Here is a 17649-nt window from a genome sequence, read left to right on the forward strand (position 1 = left end):
ATGGCTTTTCGACGCCGCAGTAAGCGCATCCCCGCCCGCACCCCGGGCGAGCTAGACGCCATGCAGGCCGCCGGCGAAATTGTTGGCAAGGCACTGCAGGAAGTCCGCGCTGCTGCGGCGTCTGGCGTATCTACCCTCGAGCTGGATGCGGTGGCTGAGCAGACTATTCGCGATGCCGGCGCCTATCCCACCTTCAAGGGGTACGAGGGCTTCCCGGGCTCCATTTGTGCTTCCGTTAATGACGTCATCGTGCACGGCATTCCGGATAAGGAAACCATCCTGGCAGAAGGCGACTTGGTGTCCATCGATTGCGGTGCCACGCTGGACGGTTGGGTAGGCGATAGTGCCTGGTCCTTCGCAGTGGGCGAGCTGGATGCTGATGTCGCGGCCCTCAACAGGGCCACCGAGTATGTCCTTATGGAGGGCATGCAGGCTATGGTTCCGGGCAATCTGCTTACCGACGTCTCCCATGCCCTAGAGCAAGCCACCCGCCGGGCCGAGCAGAAGTTCGGCGTGGATCTGTTCATCGTGGATGGCTACGGCGGTCACGGCATCGGGCGAACCATGCACGAGGATCCTTACCTGGCCAATGAGGGACGCCCGGGCCGTGGCCCGCTGATCCAAGAAGGCTCTGTGCTGGCCATTGAACCCATGCTAACTTTGGGCACAGAGGATTCCGCCGTGCTAGAAGATGACTGGACGGTCGTTACCCTCGATGGCTCCTTTGCCGCTCACTGGGAGCATACGGTGGCCGCGACGGCCGATGGTCCCCGTATTCTCACCCGCCGCTACTGACATTTATTCCCCAATATTGCCTGTTGCACTAGGCATACGCCCCTGAAAGGTTTATACTCACAGCCATGTCTAAATTTAGCTTCCGCAAGATCCGTGCCACGGTTGCAGCGCCCGCAGTCGCTGGCGTGATGGCCTTGAGCACCACCGTTGCGGCTCCTGCCGCTTCCGCCCAGGAGATTCCGAACCTGGATCAGCTCAGCTCCAAGGCAAATTCCGACCTCGCTCAGTTCTCTTCCCAGTCCGGCTTGGACCAGCTCACTGCTGAGGCAAAGAAGCAGCTGGATAACTTCTACGGCCAGAGCCGCGAGCAGGCCTGGAATACCCGTAACCAGATCCTGGACCAAGCAGAGAAGTTCTCCCCGGAGCTGGCACCTAGCGTTCAGACCGCTGTGGACGGCGCCGTAGAATTCCTCTTCCCAGGCTTGATCGCCCAGAAGAATGAGGAAGCACGCAAGGCCCGCGAGGCCGCTGCTCGCGCCAACGCTGAGCGCGTCGCTGCTGAGAAGGCTCGTTCTGAGGCTGCAGCACGCAAGGCGGAAGCACAGCGTCGTGCTAACCAGTTCGACCGTGGCCCGTGCCCGACCGATGCGAAGGTTTGTGTCGACCTCAATGGTCGACGCACCTGGCTGCAGGATGGCGGCAAGGTGTCCTACGTGTCCCCGGCAATGTCCGCCGGCATGCGCGGTCAGGAAACCCCACGCGGTACTTTCCATGTGACCCGCAAGGTAGAACATGAGATTTCCCGCGAGTTCAATAACGCACCGATGCCGTACTCCATCTACTTCACCAATAACGGTCACGCCTTCCACCTGGATGACCCGGCCGTTGACTCCAATGGCTGCGTTCACCTGCCGCCAGACGCTGCAAAGCGCTACTGGGATAATGTGCAGGTTGGCGATAAGGTCTTTATCTACTAAGGCCCGCGCTTAAGCGAAAACCTCATCCCCCGAACTGAGCTCCCGAAGAGGAGAATTGGTTCGGGGGATTTTGCTGGCTTAGGGGGAGGGGCGTGCGAGCTAGCGGGGCGTCGGAAAGCTCAGCGGTTTGGAAAACGTGTCGCTGCAGCGTATGCTGTTAAGTCGGTGTATAGCGTCAGCGAGGCTGGCGCGGATACGCCACCGCAGTAGACAACAAACATGCAGGTGACGGCGCACTTGTCCGTCGCCAGAAAAGTAGAGGTTATGGCTAAGGAAGGCGCAATCGAGGTAGAAGGCCGCATTATCGAGCCTTTGCCCAACGCAATGTTCCGTGTCGAGCTCGACAATGGACACAAGGTTCTTGCACACATTTCTGGCAAGATGCGTCAGCACTACATTCGCATCCTCCCAGAGGACCGCGTGGTTGTAGAGCTGTCTCCTTATGACCTGACCCGCGGACGCATCGTCTACCGCTACAAGTAAAGACAGTAAGCCTCCTCACCCAAGGGTGAACCCGTAGGTTCACCCTGTCCACCTCAGGCTACGGTGGCCTGAGCCCGCACTGGTAAGCAACCCAAGGATTCCCGGCACGGTCCGGGCGAAGCGTTGCATGGAGCGGGACGGATGGGGAGAAAACCGCCGTAACAACCCGAAAGGACACGCCATATGGCACGTCTAGCTGGTGTTGACCTCCCCCGCAATAAGCGCATGGAGGTCGCTCTCACCTACATCTACGGCATCGGTCCAACCCGTGCCAAGGAACTGCTAGAAAAGACTGGCATTTCTCCTGACCTGCGCACTGACAACCTGGATGATGACCAGCTGTCGGCGCTCCGTGACGCAATTGAGGCTACCTGGAAGGTTGAGGGTGACCTCCGCCGTCAGGTTCAGGCTGATATCCGCCGCAAGATTGAAATCGGAAGCTACAAGGGTCTGCGCCACCGCCGTGGCCTGCCTGTACGTGGCCAGCGCACCAAGACCAATGCGCGCACTCGTAAGGGTCCGAAGAAGACGATCGCAGGAAAGAAGAAGTAATTCATGCCTCCAAAGACTCGTTCCGGCGCGCGCCGTTCCGGCCGTCGCGTCGTAAAGAAGAATGTGGCCCTCGGCCACGCATACATCAAGTCCACCTTCAATAACACCATCGTCTCGATCACCGATCAGACCGGTGCTGTTATCTCTTGGGCATCCTCCGGCCACGTTGGCTTCAAGGGTTCCCGTAAGTCCACTCCGTTCGCCGCTCAGATGGCAGCTGAGAACGCTGCACGCAAGGCAATGGATCATGGCATGAAGAAGGTTGACGTATTCGTCAAGGGTCCGGGCTCCGGCCGCGAGACCGCCATCCGTTCCCTGCAGGCTGCAGGCCTCGAGGTTTCCTCGATCACGGATGCAACCCCACAGCCGCACAACGGCTGCCGTCCGACCAAGCGCCGCAAGGTTTAAGGGAAAGGAAGAGGTAAGAAAATGGCTCGTTACACTGGCCCCGCTACCCGCGTATCCCGCCGTCTTCGCGTCGACTTGGTCGGCGGCGATATGGCATTCGAGCGTCGCCCGTACCCTCCGGGACAGGCTGGCCGCAACCGCATCAAGGAATCTGAGTACCTGCTGCAGCTCCAGGAGAAGCAGAAGGCAAAGTACACCTACGGTGTGCTGGAGCGTCAGTTCCGTCGCTACTACGCAGAGGCTAACCGCCTCCCGGGCAAGACCGGCGATAACCTGGTTATCCTGCTCGAGTCCCGTCTGGACAACGTAGTTTACCGTGCAGGTCTGGCACGCACCCGCCGCCAGGCTCGCCAGCTTGTCTCTCACGGTCACTTCACCGTGAACGGCAAGAACATCAACGTTCCTTCCTACAAGGTCACCCAGTACGACATCATCGATGTCCGTGACCGCTCCAAGAAGATGGAATGGTTCGAAGATGCTCAGGACGCCCTCATCGATGCCAACGTACCGGCATGGCTGCAGGTTGTGCCTGATACCCTGCGCATCCTCGTGCACCAGCTGCCCGAGCGCGCTCAGATCGACATTCCGCTGCAGGAGCAGCTCATCGTCGAGCTTTACTCGAAGTAAACTGTTATACCGCACGGCCTGTGAAGGCCTGGCGGATAACCAGGAATCTTCAATCCCGAAGATTTTTACCCCTCTACCGGCGTCAAATAGCGGTCGCCGAAAAGGAGAATTTCAATGCTCATTTCCCAGCGTCCTCAGCTCACCGAGGAATTCATCGACTCGTCTCGTTCCAAGTTCGTCATCGAACCGCTCGAGCCGGGCTTTGGCTACACCCTCGGTAACTCGCTGCGTCGTACCCTGCTGTCCTCCATTCCGGGTGCAGCGGTAACCTCCATCAAGATCGATGGTGTTCTCCACGAGTTCACCACGATCAACGGTGTGAAGGAAGACGTTTCCGAGATCATCTTGAACATCAAGAGCATGGTGCTTTCTTCCGACTCCGATGAGCCGGTTGTTATGTACCTGAGCAAGGAAGGCCCGGGCGATGTCACCGCGGGCGATATCCAGCCGCCGGCTGGCGTGGAGATCCACAACCCGGATCTGCATATCGCTTCCCTGAATGACACCGCTAAGCTGGACATTGAGCTCGTCGTCGAGCGCGGCCGTGGCTACGTCCCAGCCGCTCCTACCTCCGGTGAGATTGGCCGCATCCCGGTCGACCAGATTTACTCCCCGGTTCTCAAGGTCTCCTACAAGGTCGAGGCAACTCGTGTTGAGCAGCGCACCGACTTTGACAAGCTGACCATCGACGTCGAAACCAAGAACTCGATTTCTGCCCGCGATGCCCTGGCTTCCGCCGGCGGCACCCTGGTCGAGCTCTTCGGCCTGGCTCGCGAGCTGAACAACTCTGCCGAAGGTATTGAGATCGGACCCTCCCCGCAGGAGACCGAGTACATCGCTGCCTACGGCATGCCGATCGAGGACCTGAACTTCTCCGTCCGCTCTTATAACTGCCTGAAGCGTCAGGAGATTCACACCGTGGGCGAGCTCGCTGAATGCACCGAGTCCGACCTGCTGGATATCCGCAACTTCGGCCAGAAGTCGATCAATGAGGTAAAGATCAAGCTGGCTAACCTGGGCCTGGCTCTCAAGGACACCCCTGAGGACTTCGACCCGACCCAGCTCGAGGGCTACGACGCAGAAACCGGTGACTTCAAGGATCCGGCTGCCGAGGATTCCGAGTAAAGAACCCCGCTGACTTGCGGCAATAACCTAATTGCCGCGCGCTCAACTTTTACCGCATACGAGGAGTACACAATGCCAACCCCTAAGAAGGGTGCCCGTCTCGGCGGCTCCGCCAAGCAGCAGGCTCACATGCTGAGCAACTTGGCAGCCAGCCTGATCGAGCACGGCGCTATCAAGACCACCGATGCCAAGGCGAAGGTTCTTCGCCCGTACATCGAAAAGATCATCACCAAGGCTAAGTCCGGCACGATTGCTGACCGCCGCGCAGTCCTGAAGCTCATCCCGCGCAAGGATGTTGTTTCTTACCTGTTCGACGAGGTTGCCCCGAAGTTTGAGAACCGTGAGGGTGGCTACACCCGCACCATCAAGCTGGACAACCGCGCCGGTGACAACGCCCCGATGTCCCAGATCTCCCTCGTTCTCGAGGAGACCGTGACCTCCGAGGCTAACCGCGCTACCCGCGCTGCTGCATCCAAGGCCGCTGAGGCCGAGGAAGCTAAGGCAGACGAGGCTGCTGAGACCGAGGCACCTGCCGAGGAGACCGCAGCTGAGGAGTCCGAGGAGAAGTAATTTCCCTTCGGCCCTAGCGCTTCGCCGCCGCCTTTCCCCATCTGTGGGAGGGCGGCGGCTTTTTCATGTCCGCATCCCAGCAAGGGGGCGTTGCACGGCCGACCCAGCGCCGGTGGGGAGAAGATGCTCCGGTAGCATGAAGCCCACTATGACAGATGCAGCATCGACTTCCCCCGAAGGGCCGGCGGACGGGTTCGTTCGCCTGCGCTTGGACTTGGCTTATGACGGCACGGACTTTCATGGCTGGGCCAAGCAGAAGGGCGGTCTGCGCACGGTGCAAGGCGTCCTCGAAGAGAAGCTCGCGATGATTGCGCGCACGGAGGTGCCGCTTACGGTCGCTGGGCGCACGGATGCCGGCGTTCACGCTCGTGGCCAGGTGGCGCATGTGGACGTTCCCACGGAGATGCTGGCGCAGCGCTCGGTGGCGGGGGAGCCGGGGAAGCTGGTGCGTCGGCTAGCAAAGCTTCTGCCAGAAGATGTTCGGGTGCACGGCTGCGAGTTTGCCCCCGCGGGTTTTGATGCGCGGTTTTCGGCGCTGCGGCGGCGCTACGTCTATCGGATTACTACCAATCCGCGCGGCGCGCTGCCGACCCGGGCGCGGGATACTGCCGAGTGGATTAAGCCGGTGGATATCGATGCCATGCAAGAAGCCGCTACCGCCCTGGTGGGCCTGCACGATTTTGCGGCCTTTTGTAAGGCCAAGCCGAACGCCACGACCATCCGTGAATTGCAGGAATTTTCCTGGCGCGATGTTTCTACGCCCGAAGAACCGGAGCTTTATGAGGCCCGCGTGAGTGCCGATGCTTTTTGCTGGTCGATGGTGCGCTCGTTGGTGGGTTGTTGCCTGCGCGTGGGCGAGGGGCGGCGCGATACCGACTTCGCCGCGGCACTGCTGCAGGAGACGAAGCGCTCTTCCAGCATCCCCGTGGCCCCGGCAAAGGGACTCTCGCTCGTCGCCGTTGATTACCCAGCGGCGGACAAGCTAGCCGCGCGCGCCGAGGTCACCCGCGAAAGGCGCAGCGCTGACTAACGCCCAAGTGGCAGCGGTCGCCTACCTGGGATAGCCTGTGTGCTGGGTGTACACAGACTTTTCGGGGGAAAATCATGGCACGTCCGCTGCCTACTACCAAGGCCCAGGTATCGGGTCATAAATTCTTGCGCCGCCGCGTCGAGCATGGGCTCGTCTTAGGCGATATCCGCATGATTCACGATCCTTTGGCTAGGCGCCGCAAAGCGCTCCTTTTCGGCGGGGTCGGCGTCGCCTTCCTTGCGGTGGGCTCTGGCATGTTGGCCTGGCTGCAGCCGAGCCCGCAGCCGGGTGATGCGCCGATTGTGCGCTCGGAGCAGGGCCAGCTCTTTGTGGATGTCAATGACACCTACCACCCGGTTTTCAACCTGGCTTCGGCGCGCATTATCGCCGGGCAGGCGGCCGAGGCGCAGACCATTGGGGATGAGCACCTGCAAGAAGCGCTACTGGGCTCACCGGTGGGTATCTCGGATGCCCCTGGGTACCTCGCGGCGGCAGGCGAGAATCCCCAAGAGCGATGGGCAGCGTGTTTGGCCGGCAAGGATGAGGCGCCGTCTACAGATAACCCGACCAGCATTGGCGGTCACCAGGTAGCGTCGCAGGAGGTTATTGTCCTTGCCGAGCCCGAGCAGAAAAGCCTCGGTGAGGAGCGCGCCGCACTGGTGGAATCCGAGGGCACGCAGTGGCTTGTCACCCAGGAAGGCCGCGTGGCGCTGCCAGATCCCTCCAGCACCGAAGGGCGTGTCGTGCGTCGGGCGGTGGGCGTGGACGATAGTACCCACACTTGGCCCGTGCCACCCGAGCTGCTCAATGCCTTTGCGGAGCTGCCACCGCTGAACTTTCCGGCTGATCCGCCCGAGGTTGTCGATACTGGGCAGGGCCTATGGGCACGTACGCCCGAGGGCGTAGCGGAGCTCACGCCTACGCAGGCGGAGATACTCACCGGCGTGGGTGCCAAGGAGACAACAGCCACGCCGCAGGAGATTGCTGCGCTTGCCGACGCCCCCTTAAACCTCAACCTTCCCTCCACGTCCTTCCGCTTCCTAAGCCCGGACGATGGCTGGATGTGTGCTGCTAACGAGGGCGGCGGGGTAGTGGTACCTGCCCAAGCGGGCACTGTCGCCTTGGCAGGTGAGTCGGTGGCCCATCGCTTTGGTGGGCTCAACGCTGGTGGCGTAGGCGTAGACAGCGGCCATGGCTATCACGTGGTCTCACCCACGGGGCAGCGGCACGAGGTCAAGGACAAAGAGACTTTGGAAGCCCTTGGCACCGGCGTGGGCGCGCAGGTGCCGTGGGAGATCCTGCGCTTGCTGCCGGAAGGCTCCGCGCTAAACCGTGAGCAGGCGCTGCAGGTTAGTTCTTAGGCTGTAGCCCGCGCCACACCGCCCACGCGGCAAGCGCCAGCGCTAATCCACCCAGCACCCAGGCGCTGCGTGTGGGGGCGCGCGAGTCGCCTTCGTCGGCGGGGCGGATGGTCATAGCCCGAGTATCGACTTCTGCGGCGGACTCCACGTGGGTGAGCACGGTGAGCGGGTCGATGAAGCCGTGGCCTGGTTCCGCGGCGTCCTCCAAACGTTTGCGGAGGGCGGCGGGGCTATCGTCGGGAAAGCGCTGCGTCAAAAGGGCAGCGGTGCCGCTGACCACCGGCGCGGCAAAAGAGGTGCCATGGAACTGCGCCGTTCCGTCCGTGCCTTCCTTACCATCGGCCCATCCACCCGCGGGGTTGAGCGCTAGCGGAATGAAACCTTGCGCAGCGAGCTGGGGGCCATCGGCCGAATTAAGAGAGTAGTCAGCGAGTTCGTGTGAATCCGCTTGGGCGCTTACTGAGAGCACCGTGGGCGAATCCGCCGGAAAGACGCGGTCACCCATCTCACAGCTGCCAGAGGACGCATTGCCGGATGCTGCGATCACCACGGCCCCGGAGTCTTCCGCATGCGCCAAAGCACGATCCAAGCGAGAGGTATCGACCTGCGCGGCCACATCTGGCGGGACACAGGAAACAACCGAAATGTTAATGACGCGGGCACCGGCAGCGGCGGCGTCATCAATGGCGCGGGCCAAGGTGTCCAGCGATCCGGTAGTACTGTCTTCGGCTTCTTGGCGGTAGTGCGCGCTGGTCTGGCGCACAGCGTAGATTTCTGCTCGCGGGGCGATACCGATATCGTGACTGGCGATGACACCGGCCACGACGGTGCCGTGCAGGTCGCAATCGCGATGCGGCTCTGGTTCCTCCGGCGCGACAAGATCCGCGCCACTGCTGAGATGCCGCAGTTGGTCGTGACGGGCAACGCCAGTATCGATAACGGCTACTTTGACGCCTTCCCCGGTAGCAAAGGAATGTAAACGGGCCCGGTAGTCTAGCTGCTCCTCGCTTGGTTGGGGCGAAAGCGGTGAGGAATGTGCGGCGGCGCATTCGCGGTCCGGTTCGCGCGCGGCCGCGTAGGGAGCAGCAGTCAGTCCTGCAGCGAATGCAACTACTAAAGCGGTGGGTAGCACGCGCATTATCCAAGCCCCCTAATGAGCACGAAGACACCGGCTAGGTGCGCGGCCAGCGGCAAACTAGCGGCAATGGCGAGGGATTCTATGCGCTCAAACCACGCGATGGTGGTGGGCTCGAGCCCGGCCACCTTGGGTGCCCACAGCGGGGCGCTCAGCATGGCGAGGAGAACCAGGCAGGCAACAAGGATTGGCGCCCAGGCATCGGCAAGGCCGGAATCCGCTACCGCGTGGGTAGCGCACAAGCATGTAGCGAGACAGGCGGTCATCGCCAGCAGCATCAGGGCCCAGCTAGCCAACGCACGACCGTGCCGGGCGGCATGCATAACGACGGCACCCGCGGTGGTCACGCAGAGTGCTTGGACGAAGCCCGCGCCGGTGTGCTCAGCACCAAAGAGCACCGCAACGTACTCGGCGAGAGAATCGGGCGCGCCGCTCGTCGGCGCCAAGGCCGGACCACTGCCCGTCAGCGAGAGGGCGATAAGGGCCGGAATGAGACAGAGCGACAGCCCACAGCACATTCCCTCATAGGCGCTGCCGGCGCGCCGGGCCCGGATATCGACATCCGGCTGGACGGTATCCGAAACCGCGAGGTCTTGGCCGGCCGTGGGCAGCTGCGGGACTTTGAGCCCAGCGGTGGCAACGGTCAGCGCAGGAGCTGCGGCCAACAGGATAATGCCGGCGATCACCACGCAGGCGGCTGCCGCCGTACCGTGGCTGCCCTGGAGACCCGTCCCTGGTCCGGGTAGCAGGTAGCCCAAAGCCGCGACCAACAACAGCACCGAGACGGTGAGTGCCACGGCGGTAGTGCGAACCGTGCTCAACCCGGTGACGTGGCAGGCAAGCAGCACGATGAGGAGGGCGACGCAGGCGGTGAGTGCGGCAAAGGGGGCTTCGCCAAGCGAGGGCGAAATCACCACCCAGCCACACGCCATGCCGGCTACCAGGCTAAGGTGTACCAGCGATAAGGCCCGGGTCCACAAGGCGAGCAACAGGGCTCCAGCGGTCAACGCCGCCCACGCCGCGAGGGGAAGGGTGCTAACCCACACGAGGGCGAAGGCGGCAAGCATTCCTGCCCATGCCCAGACGGTGGGAAGGGCGGCGGTAGTATCTTCCTCAGCCGCGGCGGCGAGCGATTCCGCCGCATCCCGAATCACCGGTGCAGGCCGGCGCTCGCGCGGACTAATAACCAGGATGGAGCCTTCCGTGAGCGCAGTGGCAGCCAATGGGGCGGTGAGATCGATGGCGCGGCCGGAGGCTGTGCTCGCGCGCCAAGGCTCAGAAATGGTGGGCGCATCTACCAAGTCAGTGATTTCCGCCAAAAGCTCGCCCACGCTGGAGCTTAGCGGTAGCGCCACGTCCGCCTCCTTGTGGAAGGTGCCGGCATGAATGCGAACGGTAAGGCGCAGATGATGCGCCGTTGCAGTAGTCATGATGTCCCCCGAAAAATGTATGGATTGTGGGCGTCCCCCTTGCCCAATGCCACATATTGTGGCTTACTAGTGGCGACGTGTCCACCGCAGCGCGGGGAATCTTGGCAGGGGGCCAAGGGCGCTTGGCGCGTGGCTCGGGGGAGGTTATTTAGGCATGCTTGGGATCGGGGATACCCGCGTCATTGAGCCGTTGACCATGCCACTACGGGATGCTGCGCCGCCGCTGCCCACCGGCAGCATCGAGGCCGAGGAGGTCCCAGAGGCGGTGCGTCCACAACCGGTGCCGCTGGTGCGGCTGCTGCTGCCGGTGGTGATGATTGCGGCGATGCTCGGCATGGTCGCCCTCATGGTGTTAGGCGCTGGGGATTCCCGGCAGATTAGCCCGATGGCCTTGATGTTTCCATTGATGATGCTGGCGAGTATGGCCATGATGTTTGGGCCCAATAATAGTGGGCAGGATCCGGATGAAACCCGGCGTACCTACCTGCGCCACATCAAAGCCTTGCGGGAAAAGGCGCTGCGCAATGCGTCGGCGCAGCGTGCACATGAAAGCTATCGCCACCCGGCACCGGTGGAACTTAGCACTCTAGTCGGCTCGCGCCGCATGTGGGAGCGTGGCCCGGATGACTCGGACGCCCTCGAGGTACGCGTGGGAACTGGACCAACGACGTTGTGCACCCCCATCAACGTGCCGGATTCCGGCGCCACTGAAGACCTGGACCCGGTGTGTGCGGTAAGCATGCGCCAGACCATTAAGGCGGTGGGCACCGTTCCCGATATGCCGGTGGTTATCCAACTGCAGGCCTTTCGCTTCTTGTCCGTGTCCGGAATGGCGTCGACTCGGAGCGAAGAGCCCGCAGATCCCTCCCGCGATATGGTGCGCGCAATGGTGCTGCAGATGGCCTTGGCGCATGGCCCGGAAACCTGCGGGATCGAGGCCATCGGTGGCCAGTGGGAGTGGCTGAAGTGGCTGCCCCATGCGCGCACACCGGAAAAGGCGCGCTTTCGCATCCTCATAGTCGATGGCGTGCTGACCACGGGCACCGAGGACTTCTTCCATGATGATTCCTACACCACCATCATTGAGGTCGGTGGGGCGCCGTCTTCGGCGCTGGGGGTACGCGCCGAGCACGAAGGACTAAGCCTCGTGGCAGGGGAGCAGCTGCAGGTGGTCACCGCGGCAGGGGTGGAAGACCTCGGTTCTCCCGACGGAATGAGTACGGCCGGCGCGACCTTGCTTGCGCGCAGTATGGCCTCCTACCGCCGCCCCGATAGCACTTCTGGCAGGCGCGGCAGTGACCTTATGGGCCTTCTGGGCTATCGCGATGTGGAAGAGCTAGCGGCCAGTGGCATGTGGCATGGCCGAGAGGGTTCGGCGCGTCTCATGGTGCCCATCGGCATCGATACGGTGGGCCAGCCCGTCACGGTAGATCTCAAGGAATCTGCCCACGGCGGTATGGGCCCGCACGGCCTGTGCATCGGTGCGACTGGCAGCGGAAAGTCGGAGCTGCTGCGCACGCTTGTCACCGCGCTGGCGGCTACCCATAGTCCGGACGAGCTCAATCTTGTGTTGGTGGATTTCAAGGGCGGCGCGACATTTTTAGGATGCGACCGCCTGCCGCATACTTCCGCGGTGATTACCAACCTGGAGGAGGAATCTACGCTGGTAGAACGCATGTATGATGCCATCTCCGGCGAGATGAACCGCCGCCAGGAGCTGCTGCGCACCGCCGGAAACTTTGCCAATGTCGGCGAGTACAACTCCTCTGCCACCGCGGTGCGTGAGCACGGGCCGCTGCCGGCCTTGGTCATTGTGGTCGATGAGTTCTCGGAGCTTTTGGGCCAGCACCCGGATTTCGCGGAACTCTTTGTCGCCGTCGGCCGCTTGGGGCGCAGTCTCCACGTGCACCTGCTTTTGGCCTCCCAAAGGCTCGAAGAAGGCCGCTTGCGGGGGCTAGATTCCCACTTGTCCTACCGAATCGGCCTGAAAACCTTCTCCTCAGCGGAATCCCGCCAGGTATTGGGCGTGACCGATGCCTACCACCTGCCCGGCCAGCCTGGCGCGGGTTACCTCAAATCCGATGCCGAGGCCTTGACCCGCTTCCAAGCTTCTTATGTGTCTGGGCCTCTGCCGCGCCGGACGCTTGCCGACGCCTCCGTGGACCACCCCGCAGCGTCCCGCGGCCGCGTGCAGCTCTTTCATGGCTGGTCCCAGGAAGAGGACAATACTAGCGCTGCGGTGGTTCTCGATGACTCCACCACTGTGCTTACCGAGGTCGTGCGCGCCGCGGCGGAAGAGGCCCACCTGCGCGATCAATCGGCGCACCGCATCTGGCTGCCGCCGCTACCGCCGGTCATTGAGCTATCCGCGTTGCCGGGGCTTTCCGGTGCAGATGACGCGGGTGCAGTCTCGCCCGCAGTGGACCAAGGGTCGCTGCGCGCGCCCATCGGCATTATCGATAGGCCGTACTACCAACGCCAGGACGAGCTGATTATTGATTTCACCCAGCACGGCGGACACATGGCCCTGTGTGGCGGTCCACAGTCCGGTAAATCGAGTGCGCTGCGCACGATCGTCTCTGCGCTAGCTCTACGGCATGATCCGCAGGCGGCACGCTTCTACGTCATCGATCTTGGCGGCGGTCAGCTAGCATCCCTGGAGCGACTGCCCCACGTGGCCGGAGTTGCCGGGCGCGAGGAGGGCGAAAAGGTACGGCGCATCGTCGACGAAGTAGCTGGGTTTATCCGCCGTCCAGAACGGTGCGCAACCTTCCTTGTCATTGATGGCTGGCACCACATCGGTACCTCGAATGCGGAGTTTGAAGACATAGCGGAGAAGGTTACCGAGATCGTCGCCGATGGCGCCTCCGCCCACGTGCACGTCATCATTGCCACTTCGCGGTGGACCACGATGCGCCCCGCTATCCGCGATCTCATTGCCAACCGCCTCGAGCTGCGCCTAGGCGAGGCCTTGGATTCGCTCATCGACCGCAAACTACAGCAAAAGCTTCCCTGCGCGCCGGGCCGCGGGCTCACCTTGACGGGTGAGAATATGCTCTTAGCTCGCACCTCTAACCAGGACATCGCTCACATCTGCCGCGTTCATGCGGAGGCTCAGCCGGTTCCTCAGCTCAAGATGCTGCCCGCCGTGCTTACCCCGGCCGCACTCGCAGCTCAAGGGGATGTTCCCGCCGGTGAGATCGCCTGGGGCATCGGCGGGCGCGACCTCGATACGCTGACCTGGAATCCGTCGCGCGAGCCGCACCTAGTGGCAATCGGGGCGCAGGGGTGTGGCAAGTCCACCTTCCTGGCGCAGGTCATGCGCGGTATTAGCGCTTTTGCGAGGGAAGACGCCCGGCTCGTGGTCATCGACCAGCGCCGAGCCCACCTAGGAACCTTGGACCAGAACATGGTTGCTGCCTACGCCGCGACGCAGTCGAGTGCGCAAGAGACCATTGTCGATACAGTCCGGACCCTGGAATCTCGCCTGCCTGGCCCGGACATTACCCCGGCGCAGCTCGCCGCACGAGATTGGTGGCAGGGCCCAGATATTTACCTAGTCATCGATGATGCGGACCTGCTGAGCGATATTGCCCTCTCGCCACTGCTGGAATTGCTCCCACATGCCCGCGACATTGGCTTGCACCTTGTTATCGCTCGCAAATCCGGCGGCATCGGCCGTGCCCTCTTTGGCCAATTCTTTTCCGCGGTGCGCGATCTGCAGCCGGCGCTGCTGCTTTTCGACGCCGACCGCGACGAAGGAACCATCTTCGGCCTCAAGCCCTGCCACCAACCACCCGGGCGCGGTCAGTGGAGCATCCGCGGTGAAAACCTCGGCGTCGCCCAAGCGGTGTACCTAGAAGGAGAAAAGTAAATGACCACCAATCTCAGCGCGCATACGCCAACCGACACCCCTATCCCTACTGGTGGGGAGACCACCGCCGGCCCCATTACCGTCACCATCCTGGATGCGGCCACAATCTTTGAAGGGCCCGAAACGGTCTATCGCTATGACCTGCCGGGAACCGGCATTGTGGAAGGCTGGGCCTTAGGCCAAGTCATGGATCAGATATCCAAGATGGCGGGACCGTCCTGGCCCGACGTGGAAGCCTGCGTGGTGGCAGACTCTTCCGGCACGGGAATTGCGCAGGAAGCCACCTCTATTATCTGCCGGCAATTGGAAGTCACCGGGGTGCACCTCATCGACCCAGAACCAACCATCTCCCCGCTAGCCGCCCCGGACCCACTCGATCCGCCTCCTCACCCGGTTCCTGAAGCCACTGATTCGGCACCTCCCACTACGGTGATGGAGGCACCTGCTTATGACGAACCGGTAACGCCACGCTGGACCGACCGCCTGCGCGGTTGGCTCGGAGCCATCGATATCTTTCATGTGGCAATTGCCGTGGTCATTATCGCCGTGGCTGGGGCTTCTTGGTGGGCCATCGGTGCCCAAGCTTCAGGTGAAGGCGACGCCGCTCCGGATGCATCGCACCCGCAACCCCGCGCTGCCGAGCCAAGCGGCGATGGTGCGGCGGAGTTCGCGCCGGCCTCGCCGCAACCGGGAATGCCAGGCGCGTCAGATTCCGGCAGCGAGGAATTGAACCCAGGCGAAAAGCGCTTAGACGTGGAAGGAATGTCAGTAGTAGTCCCCAGTGGGTTCCACACCAAGGTAGAAGATGGTCTGGTCACCGCCACCGGGAAAGACCCGAACCTACGCATCCTGCTGGCGGCGGATGAGATGTTTAACGTGCCGGCGGATGCCCTGTTCAAAGAAATTCACGCGCAGGTCGACGAAGATCCGACGCTTCGCGATGCCACCGATGAGGCAGGGCGCCTGACCTATACCGAAGACCCCGGGGACGGCTCCTTGGTGGAATGGACCACTTGGGAAGACCGTGGGCACCAGATGTCCGTGGGATGCCATACCCGGCATAACTCCAACGCCGTTCAAAAGGCGGCCTGCCGCATGGCCACGGAAAGCCTGGTCAAAAAATAGTCTCAAAAACTTTGCCCCAGCCGGGAACCGTTTGGCGGAAAGTTCAGTCCAATAAAAGTGAGAAAGCACAGATGCGAAGCACAGCTGCTTTTTCGGGGGAAATACACACAATCTCATCCGCCCTAAGGAGGGGCGCACTCTTATGTCTCAGACTTTCAAGACACAAGCCGATGTCATGGTTGCCACCGCTGGCAAAGTCGATAACACCAACGATGAAGTCCAAGGCGAGCTCACCCGCCTGCAGGGCGTCGTCGACTCCGTCCGCGGCAGCTGGGTTGGCCAGGCCCAGGTCTCCTTCGATGACCTGATGCAGCGCTACAACACCTCTGCACAGCAGCTGCGCGAGGCCTTGGCCTCAATCTCTGACAATATCCGCAGCAACGCCCACAACTTCGACAACGTGGAAGCCGAAAACACCCAGGCCTTCTCCAACGTGGGCGGCGGCCTCGCCCTCTAAACCGCACCGCACACTTCACTAGTCCGCAGCCTCAAAGCTATAGATTCACAGAAGGGAATCCACCACCACATGTCCGAGATCAAGTACGAATTCGGTGCCATTTCTTCCGCCGCAGCCGATATCAACGCCACCTCTGGCCGCATCAACAGCACTCTGGCAGACCTGAAGGCGCGCCTGCAGCCGATGGTAAGCACCTGGGAGGGCGAGTCCGCCGTGGCTTATAACCAAGCGCAGGCCAAGTGGGACAAGGCGTCCCAGGAACTCAACACCGTGCTGGCCACCATCTCCAAGACCGTTTCGCAAGGCAACGATGCAATGAGCGACGTCAACCGTCGCGCCGCTGCAAGCTGGGGTTAAAACCACACCCTGATTGCACGGTTCCACGCGGTCCCCGTCAGGGCTGCGGTGCCACTGACCACACCCGCGTGGCAGGAGGCGGACGCAGCCGCAGCCTTGGCCAAGAAACCAGCGTGGCTATTCCTTTTTCTAGTCCGTACCCACGAGCCGGCACCTCCCGTTTGAGCGGCGGAAGGTGCCGGTTTCGGCGTTTTGGTCTTTGGGCAGGTGAGCAAGTAGGGTAGGAAACCTATGTGTTCGCTCGTCGGCAAGCAGCTGGCGAAGCGCTCCCTGCAGGTCTCCACCGGCCGCTGTACGGGAGTGAATGGATGCTTAGCGCTGGCCGGCAGTTCCGAGACAGACTTTCAAGGAGTCAAATTGTCTACTTTCCACCCAAAGAGCGGTGACATCACCCGCAAGTGGTACGTCATCGACGCTACTGATGTGGTGCTGGGCAAGCTCGCTTCCACCGTTGCAGACCTGCTGCGCGGCAAGCACAAGCCACAGTTCGCACCGAACGTTGACGCTGGTGACCACGTCATCATCATCAACGCTGACAAGATCCACGTTTCTTCCACCAAGCGCGGCCGTGAGATGCGCTACCGCCACTCCGGTTACCCGGGCGGCCTGAAGTCCATGACCCTGGGTCAGTCTTTGGACGCCAACCCGGTTCGCGTTATCGAAGAATCCGTTGCCGGCATGATGCCGCACAACAAGCTCTCCCGCGCTTCCATCAAGAAGCTGCACGTCTTCGCAGGCGAAGAGCACCCGTACGCCGGCCAGAAGCCGGAAACCTTCGAGTTTAAGCAGGTGGCACAGTAATGTCTGAGCAGAACATCGACAACAACGTAGCCGACGCTGCTGACATCGCTGCAGCAAGCGCCGCTACCGAAGAGTTCACCAACACCATCGGTGATTCCATCGCACCGGCCGAGACCGAAGAGGTCGAGGCTGCCGCTCCGGTACACGAGGGCCCGATCCAGACCGTCGGTCGCCGTAAGCGCGCCGTCGCACGTGTTCGCCTCGTTGCTGGCTCCGGCCAGATCGTGGTTAACGGCCGCGAGTTCGGCGAGTACTTCCCGAACAAGCTGCACCAGCAGGACATCCTGCTGCCGCTGACCCTCCTGGAGCGCGAGAACCAGTTCGACCTCAAGGTCACCGTTAACGGCGGCGGCCCAACCGGTCAGGCTGGCGCCCTGCGTCTGGCTATCGCTCGTGCACTGAACATCTACAACCCGGCTGACCGCACCGCCCTCAAGAAGGCTGGTCTGCTCACCCGAGATGCTCGTGCAGTTGAGCGTAAGAAGGCTGGTCTGCACAAGGCACGTCGCGCACCGCAGTACTCCAAGCGTTAATCTCGCTTCTACTGCGCGCGCAAGCGCAACGCAAAGCCGCTGCTTCCTTTGGGAGGCGGCGGCTTTCGT

The 17649-nt window shown here is 62.1% G+C and carries 18 protein-coding genes; 16 read left to right on the forward strand and 2 right to left on the reverse strand.

Going from position 1 to position 17649, the window contains the following annotated elements; translation table 11 throughout:
• The 10 genes from map to eccB all read left to right on the forward strand — a co-directional run bounded on the left by map (position 1) and on the right by eccB (position 7868).
• Positions 1-795 carry a type I methionyl aminopeptidase gene (gene map, locus BJ985_RS10365; protein ID WP_150850661.1) on the forward strand — a complete coding sequence of 265 codons (795 nt, stop codon included), beginning with the start codon at positions 1-3 and terminating at the stop codon, positions 793-795.
• A gap of 65 nt (positions 796-860) precedes the next feature.
• Positions 861-1712: a L,D-transpeptidase gene (locus BJ985_RS10370; RefSeq protein WP_179387389.1), complete on the forward strand. Its 852-nt coding sequence runs from the start codon at positions 861-863 to the stop codon at positions 1710-1712.
• Between the two features lie 264 nt (positions 1713-1976).
• Positions 1977-2195 carry a translation initiation factor IF-1 gene (gene infA / locus BJ985_RS10375; RefSeq protein WP_004566852.1) on the forward strand — a complete coding sequence of 73 codons (219 nt, stop codon included), beginning with the start codon at positions 1977-1979 and terminating at the stop codon, positions 2193-2195.
• Positions 2196-2378: 183 nt separating this feature from the next.
• On the forward strand, positions 2379-2747 hold the full coding sequence (gene rpsM / locus BJ985_RS10380) for a 30S ribosomal protein S13 (RefSeq protein WP_005322765.1): 369 nt from the start codon (positions 2379-2381) through the stop codon (positions 2745-2747).
• A gap of 3 nt (positions 2748-2750) precedes the next feature.
• Positions 2751-3155, forward strand: a complete 405-nt coding sequence (gene rpsK / locus BJ985_RS10385) for a 30S ribosomal protein S11 (RefSeq protein WP_005322764.1) — start codon at positions 2751-2753, stop codon at positions 3153-3155.
• A 21-nt stretch (positions 3156-3176) separates the two neighbouring features.
• Positions 3177-3782 carry a 30S ribosomal protein S4 gene (gene rpsD, locus BJ985_RS10390; RefSeq protein WP_005322762.1) on the forward strand — a complete coding sequence of 202 codons (606 nt, stop codon included), beginning with the start codon at positions 3177-3179 and terminating at the stop codon, positions 3780-3782.
• A 114-nt stretch (positions 3783-3896) separates the two neighbouring features.
• Positions 3897-4907 (forward strand): DNA-directed RNA polymerase subunit alpha, encoded by a 1011-nt coding sequence (locus tag BJ985_RS10395; RefSeq protein WP_179387390.1) that lies wholly within the window; start codon positions 3897-3899, stop codon positions 4905-4907.
• Positions 4908-4979: 72 nt separating this feature from the next.
• A complete protein-coding gene (gene rplQ / locus BJ985_RS10400; RefSeq protein WP_005322759.1) occupies positions 4980-5477 on the forward strand; it encodes a 50S ribosomal protein L17 in 498 nt (165 codons plus the stop codon).
• A 148-nt stretch (positions 5478-5625) separates the two neighbouring features.
• Positions 5626-6507, forward strand: a complete 882-nt coding sequence (gene truA / locus BJ985_RS10405; protein WP_236587050.1) for a tRNA pseudouridine(38-40) synthase TruA — start codon at positions 5626-5628, stop codon at positions 6505-6507.
• Positions 6508-6581: 74 nt separating this feature from the next.
• The gene (gene eccB / locus BJ985_RS10410; protein ID WP_179387392.1) at positions 6582-7868 is read left to right on the forward strand and encodes a type VII secretion protein EccB; all 1287 of its coding nucleotides are present in this window, start codon (positions 6582-6584) and stop codon (positions 7866-7868) included.
• Here eccB and BJ985_RS10415 read toward each other — a convergent pair.
• Together BJ985_RS10415 and eccD are read right to left on the reverse strand one after the other, a co-directional pair.
• Positions 7858-9006, reverse strand: a complete 1149-nt coding sequence (locus BJ985_RS10415; RefSeq protein ID WP_218840715.1) for a S8 family serine peptidase — start codon at positions 9004-9006, stop codon at positions 7858-7860. The genes eccB and BJ985_RS10415 overlap by 11 nt on opposite strands.
• Entirely contained in the window at positions 9006-10433 is a 1428-nt protein-coding gene (gene eccD, locus BJ985_RS10420) for a type VII secretion integral membrane protein EccD (protein ID WP_179387393.1), read from the reverse strand. The genes BJ985_RS10415 and eccD overlap by 1 nt, the downstream gene beginning before the upstream one ends.
• A 154-nt stretch (positions 10434-10587) precedes the next feature.
• On the opposite strand from eccD, the gene eccCa reads away from it, so the two are divergent.
• The 6 genes from eccCa to rpsI all read left to right on the forward strand — a co-directional run bounded on the left by eccCa (position 10588) and on the right by rpsI (position 17580).
• Positions 10588-14307: a type VII secretion protein EccCa gene (gene eccCa, locus BJ985_RS10425; RefSeq protein ID WP_179387394.1), complete on the forward strand. Its 3720-nt coding sequence runs from the start codon at positions 10588-10590 to the stop codon at positions 14305-14307.
• Complete coding sequence (locus BJ985_RS10430) at positions 14308-15432, forward strand: type VII secretion-associated protein (RefSeq protein WP_179387395.1); 1125 nt, start codon at positions 14308-14310, stop codon at positions 15430-15432.
• A gap of 142 nt (positions 15433-15574) precedes the next feature.
• Positions 15575-15889, forward strand: a complete 315-nt coding sequence (locus BJ985_RS10435; protein WP_005328030.1) for a WXG100 family type VII secretion target — start codon at positions 15575-15577, stop codon at positions 15887-15889.
• Positions 15890-15958: 69 nt separating this feature from the next.
• Complete coding sequence (locus BJ985_RS10440) at positions 15959-16246, forward strand: WXG100 family type VII secretion target (protein WP_005322746.1); 288 nt, start codon at positions 15959-15961, stop codon at positions 16244-16246.
• A gap of 357 nt (positions 16247-16603) precedes the next feature.
• Entirely contained in the window at positions 16604-17047 is a 444-nt protein-coding gene (gene rplM / locus BJ985_RS10445; protein ID WP_034668278.1) for a 50S ribosomal protein L13, read from the forward strand.
• Complete coding sequence (rpsI, locus tag BJ985_RS10450; protein WP_005322744.1) at positions 17047-17580, forward strand: 30S ribosomal protein S9; 534 nt, start codon at positions 17047-17049, stop codon at positions 17578-17580. The genes rplM and rpsI overlap by 1 nt, the downstream gene beginning before the upstream one ends.
• The last annotated feature ends 69 nt before the right edge of the window (positions 17581-17649 follow it).

The sequence above is a fragment of the Corynebacterium tuberculostearicum genome, from assembly GCF_013408445.1.
Classification (GTDB): domain Bacteria; phylum Actinomycetota; class Actinomycetes; order Mycobacteriales; family Mycobacteriaceae; genus Corynebacterium; species Corynebacterium tuberculostearicum.